At 68.6% G+C, this 5,992-nt stretch carries 1 protein-coding gene; it reads right to left on the bottom strand.

Annotated elements, in window-relative coordinates; genetic code table 11:
* Positions 1-586 precede the first annotated feature (586 nt).
* Positions 587-5,602, bottom strand: coding sequence for a MobF family relaxase (mobF, locus tag AB0M95_RS40510; protein WP_363776967.1), 5,016 nt, complete (start codon positions 5,600-5,602; stop codon positions 587-589).
* Positions 5,603-5,992 lie beyond the last annotated feature (390 nt).

Raw genomic sequence — 5,992 nt, 5'->3', positions numbered from 1 at the left:
CTGCATGAGAAGCCCTCTGTGACCACCGTCTTAGGCCTGGTCGCGATCGTAGTCGGCGCCGCTCTGGCGAGTAGAACACAGAAGTCTCCCGGTGCGACCTGACGCCTCCACACGGCGGCGCCGCCCTGAGTGCCGACGAAGATCCGTTTCCGCTGCCTGGAACACGCCCATGGTCGCTCAACGGGTTGTAACCGGTCGACTCGAGAGGCGGTGTGACGCCAGGTATTCGGCCGAATACCCACAAGCGCAGCCCGTCGGGTGGCCCGACCTTAGCTGGGATCCCAGCATGAGAACCCTCATGACATGCGATTTCTCCCCTTGGCGTACGGGAGTACATCGAGACCGCCCGGACCCGGCAGGCTCGAGAACCGGGCGAAGCCAGGGAAGGCGAGTGATTCATCCCCGTGGGCACGGGGCTGACACGGGGCCGCCGGTTTCTGTACCGGCAGCACGAGTTGGCCGCCGCGGCATGCGGGATGGTCCCTTCAAGCCCTTAATGAAGTCAGCTCTTTCTACGTCGCCCCTGCGCATGAGGGTGGTCCACCTGTCCTGGCCGCCCGCTCGGTAACCGTAATCGATATTTCTGTTACTGGCCGAGCTGGCGTTCCTGGCGCTGGTTCTGCTGCTGGGCCGGCGGTTGAAGTTGACCCGAAGCCTGGGTTCCCTGGGCTTGTTGACGGCGTGGCTGGAGGCGTTGTTGTTGCTGTTTGCGGCGGGCTTGTGTCCGCAGTTTCGACAGGCGGGCTCGCTCCATACGGGCGGCGCGTTCGGCGTCTCGTTGCGCTTTGCGGTGAGCGGCTAGCTGGGCTTCGATTGGCTGCTGCTCGGCTGTATGGCCGCCTTGGTGGCGGCTGTCGGTCACTTCGCGCTTGACGCCGTCCAACAGGGATTCGGTGAGATGGCCGCGCTCGAGGAGGACCTGGTGCAGTCCGCGGGAGTTGACGGGCTGGGTGATGGCGAGGTCGTCGATGCTGTGCCGGTTGCCGAACCAGAGGTCTCCGAGTCGCTGGACCACGGCGGTGTGGACAGCGGCGCGGTCGTCGTCAGGCAGCGCGAGATACACATCCATGGCGACCTGGATGCGCGCAGGATCGGGGCCAGGCTGTTCCGGCTCGGGTTCGAGTCCGGCGATGATACGGGCGGCGACGATGGAGTTGACGGCGTGCCAGTACGCGGTGTGCTCGGGCCGACCGGGCCCAGGGTAGGGGCCGAGGATCTGACGAGGGTCGTCGGTGATGACCTTCTGCTGGTCGCGGTAGGCGGCGATGATCCCGAGATGGCGGGTCCATTCGGTCCGCTGGTGCAGCTGCTCGGGGGCGGCTCCGAGCAAGGTGGACCAGGCCGGCCGCGTGCTGGTCGTGATGTCGACGAGGTGTCGAACTCGCGCCGAGATCAGCTCTTCAGCCTTACCCATATAGCGGATGAGCTGGTGGTCGGGATCGCGATGAGGTTCGCCAGTGATGAGCCAGGGCAGGGGCGCGGTGTCCTGCCCGGTCTCGACAGAGGAGATCTGGGTGGAGGCATTCTGGGCCTGCTGAAGAACGTCGGCCAGCGTCGCCGCCTCGGTTAGGTTAGTGACCTGGGTGAGGTCGGCTCCGTTCTCTTCGAGTCCCTTAAGTGTCCAGGCGAGCAGCCGCCAGTCGGTTCGCGCGGGGAGCGTTTCGCTCGCCTGGTCGGGAGCGGCCTGGGTGCTGAGATAGCGGCCGAGTCTCCAGGCCAGGAGCTGGCTGGCGGCCTCGGCCGAGGAGGGCTTCGGGGCCTGGGCGACGCGCCGGAGCATCTCCACAGGGTTGTAGCCGTCGTGTTCTGTGCGGCGCAGGGCGGCGGCGAGAGCGGGCCAGGCCGGCTGGGCGCGTAGCTGGTCCGCGGTCTGAACGCCGAGCGCTTCGGTGGTTATGACGGCGGGTTTGAGCTGGGCCGGGACGGTGATCGGGTCGGTGGCAGGGTCGGCTTCCAACAGGTGCCGTGTGGTTCGCGAGAGCGGCGCGAGATCGTCGATTCGGTGTTCTGGATCGGTGCTGGCGGCCGTGGCGGCGGTCAGGGATCTGATCAGGCTGGGGACGTCACGGCCGCTGCAGTCGGCGGCGGCGAGGCTCGCGGCGAGATGGGGCCAGGAACGGTGAGGGGTGATCTGTGAGACCGGCACGCCAAGGGCGTTCGCGGTCGCCTCGGCGTAGCCTGCCAGCGCGTCGGACGAGACATAGGTGCTGCGGCTGGTGGTGTGCTGCCCGGTCAGGATGGCGGGCGTGCGGGTCGCGTCGGCGGGGTCGAGGGCTCCCAGGACGGCGAACGGGCGCAGCAGATCGGCGTACCGGATGGCGTCGCTGAGGGTCGGCTGAGCGAGCGGGCCGGGCGTGGGACGGTCCTGGATGTAGGCGTTGATGCGCCATGCCAGCAGCCGTCCCGGTGTCTCGGCGGTCAGTAGATCTGCGTCTCGAGCGGTGGCGGCGAGCAGGTGCCGGACCGGCCAGCCGAGCGCTTCGGCGCGGGCGAGGGCGGTGACGACCGAGGGCCAGCCGTCGCAGCCGGTGAGGGTGTGGGCGAGTGGCCGGGCCAGGAATTCGGACGCGAGCCGGGTGTAGTGCTGGGTGGCCAGCAGCGTGGCGGCGTACTGGTGGCGAGGGACGAGCACGGCGAGGGATCGGGCGTCGTCGGCGGCCTGGCGGATGCTTTCGGTCGCGGAGACCTCGTTGCCTTCACGGCCGAGGATGTTCTGCAGGACCTCGCGGGCGGCGTACTGGCGGGCGTCGTGGCGGACCCGGTCGAGGCGGTCATCGGGGTCGTAGGTGAGCAGCTCGTGCGTGACCACGTGCAGAACGGTCCGCTGGCGGGCGCGGGAGAGGATGACGTACAGATTCTCCCTGGTCATCTCCGCGGTGATCAGCGGGTGGGCGGTATCGACGGTGGAGCCCTGCGCCCGGTTGGTCGTCGTGGCGTAGAGCAGCTCGACGTCGGCGGCGACATAGTCGGCGGGCAGGCGTACGGTCCCGCGGTGCTCCAGGTGCCGCACGGTCAGCGAGCCGTCGTCGTGACGAGAGACAACAGACCAGGCGTCGCCGTTCTTCACCCAGTCCTTGCCGCGGTGGACGCGCAGCTTCCGTTCGTTGTGGCGGGTGACGATCCAGTCCCCGGCGCCGGCGAGGTTCCCGTCATGAAGCTGGACGCCTTCGGCTTCCACCTGCCCGGCCTCGACGCGGTCCAGGCGGGCCTGGGCGGCGAGCGCGGTGACGTTCACGCCCGTCGCGGCCGCCATCAAGGTGGTGCGCCCGGCGAGCATGTCCGCCTTCCAGTTCGCGTAGGACTCCTCGATCATGGCCTGCTTGGAGCCCGATCGGATCCGGTTCTCGCCGGCGTAGAAGTCCAGGCCGGCGGAGTCTCCGACCCGGATCTTCAGGGTGGCTTCGGCCTCAGCGGGGTTGTCGAACCGGTAGAGGACGTTCAGCTCGACGGCGCCGACCTCGGTGGCGATCAGGCGCAGCGCGCCGCCGGACTCGACCGCGCCGAGCTGCCGGTAGTCACCGAGAAGCCGCACGACCGCGCCACGTTGAGCGGCGATCTGCACGAGCCGGTCCAGCAGGAGGGTGCCGGCCATCCCGGCCTCGTCCAGCAGCACCACATCGCCCGGGTTGAGGGCGAACATGCGCGCCCACTCGGGCACGTGCTGCCCGGAACGGAGCTGGGCGGCGTAGCGTCCTGTGGTGTACTCGTGGACGAATTTGTGCAGGTTTTCGGCCCTGACCCCCAGCTCCTTGCCCAGGACGTCGGCGGCTGCCGAGGAGGTGGCCAAGGCAACGATCCGCTGCCCGGCCTGTCCGGCGACGTGGGCGTACGCCCGCATGGCAGTGGTCTTTCCCGCTCCCGCGGGGCCGAGCCCCGCGACGATCAGCCGGTCGTCGGTCGCGAACGTGGTCACCAGCTGGCGCTGCCCGGCGTCCAGTTCGATGCCGCGGGCGTCGAATCCGTCCAGCGCGGCGGCGACCTGACCGCTGGCCAGCCCGACCGCGGTCCGGGTCTTGGCAGCGGCGACCAGGCGTTCTTCGGCGTCCAGGATGAGGCGGCTGGTGAACCGCGCGGAGGCATGTTCGACGAACACCGACGCCCCGTCGGACCGGCGCAACAGTTCCGGCTCGGACAGTAGACCGGGCCCATCAACGGTCACCGACAGCGTCGGCGACAGGCACTCCTCAACGATGCGGACGACCATCGAATAGTGCTGATCGGGGGAGTCGAAGACCATGCTGGAGCGGGCCAGCCGTTCGGCTTCGGCACGCAGATTCCACACCGTCCAGGTGGAGCGCATCTCTGAGACGCTCGCCACCACCTGGCTCGCCATGGCGGCGATGTCGACGTCGGCCACGGTGGTGTGCACGCGGGGGAAACGGTCGGGGACGGCGGCCATGAGGCGGCCGATCGCATCCGCGCCGAACCTTTCGGTGAAGGACTGCGTCCAGTCGGTGCGCATCTCCTCCAGTGAGCGCGCGGTCTTCTTGGCGTCGCGGGTTTCGAGGTTGGCCTGCCGGGCGAGCTGGTGGGCGACCTGCCTGTTGGGGTCGTAGCCGTGTTCGCGGCGGAACTGGCGCAGCAGTTGCTCGTATCGCGCTTCGATATCGGTGCGCCGGGATGAGAAGAACTCGATGAACTCCAGACCGATCCCGGTGATCTCCCGGATAGGTTCCCGGTCGTCGCGGGTGTCGGATCGCTCGGTGAAGGTGACCGGGATCCGCTGCTGGAGCTGGGTTTCGAACGCGGTGTTGTAGAACTCGCTGGCCGCGACGGTGACCCGGTAGAGCGCGCGGGCGTCCAGGCTGCGCCACTTGCCGTCGGCACCCTGGATCTTGCTGGAGATGGCGACATGGGTGTGCAGGTTGGGGTCACCGGCCCGGCTGTCGTAGTGATCGAAGACGGCGGCGATCAGGCCGTTGGTCTGGATCTGGGCGATGCCGCCCTTGCCGGTACGGGTGAACGCGGCGTGCTGCTCAAGCATGTCCAGCGCGGCGTCGCGCGCGGCTTCATGGGCTTTGCGGACCGCCTGTCGTACTTCGGGACGAGGGTCCAGGGCCCACAGCAGAGCGGCGGACTTCACGGGCGCGAACACAACGTCGAAGCCCGCCACGGCGGCCCGCGCCCGGCGGGATTCCTCTGCCTGGACCCGCTTCACATCGGTTGCGGTAGCAGGCCGCCCGGTTTCCCGCTCGATGACCTCTAGGTGCCTGTCGACGCGGGTCTTGAAGTGCTCCAGCGGCGTGTAGACCGGGAATCTCAGGCCCAGTGTCGCCGCCCGGATCGCCTTCGCTTGGAGCGCCTCAAGCTGCCGTTCGGTCATCTGAGCCGTGATGTTCTCGGAGAGATATCGGCTCACGATGGCGTCCGCGCGAGGGTGCATCCCTGCCCCGTACAGGGCCTTCATCTGGTCCTCGGTGACCTGCTCACCTTCCAGCCCAAGTAGGGCAACGCCGCGCCCCATCCATCTGCCCGGGGGGTTGCCCTTGGCGGTGTAGTACTCGGCCGCGGCCTGGCCCTGTTCCCACTGGACGTCGCCGCCCGCGACCTGCCTGGTCAGGTACGTGTAGCCGTCGCCGGCGGTGAGTTTGTGGATGGTCATCAATGCGACCACCCCGGTATCCCGGGGCTCTGCGAAATGCTCCGCCGACGACTGAGGCGGCCTGTGGAAAAGCCTGTGGATGCGGTTCGGTCGGCCTTGTAGGTGCGCGTCGGTCGCTTGCGAGCGCCGGGTCGGCGGGGCTCTCGCAACCGTCCCACCGAGCGGTCCCGGGCGTTACTGCGGCCCCGGCTCGCGGCGTCGGGCGAGCGATCTTGCTGGAGGTGCAAGAGGTGTCTTGTTGGCTTTCGGGCTGAGGGGAGCAGAATTTCTCGAACGGCGGGCGAGCGGTGCGGAGGCGAGAGCGAGCCTACGGAGGGGCGCGCGCAGGGCGGGAGCGTACGCGAGAAGGCGTATTGGGGCTGGCGTGCGCGTTCGCACCACGTGAGGTGG

It is taken from the genome of Sphaerisporangium sp. NPDC051017, from assembly GCF_040683095.1.
Classification (GTDB): domain Bacteria; phylum Actinomycetota; class Actinomycetes; order Streptosporangiales; family Streptosporangiaceae; genus Sphaerisporangium.
This window is presented reverse-complemented; position numbering and strand designations above follow the sequence as displayed.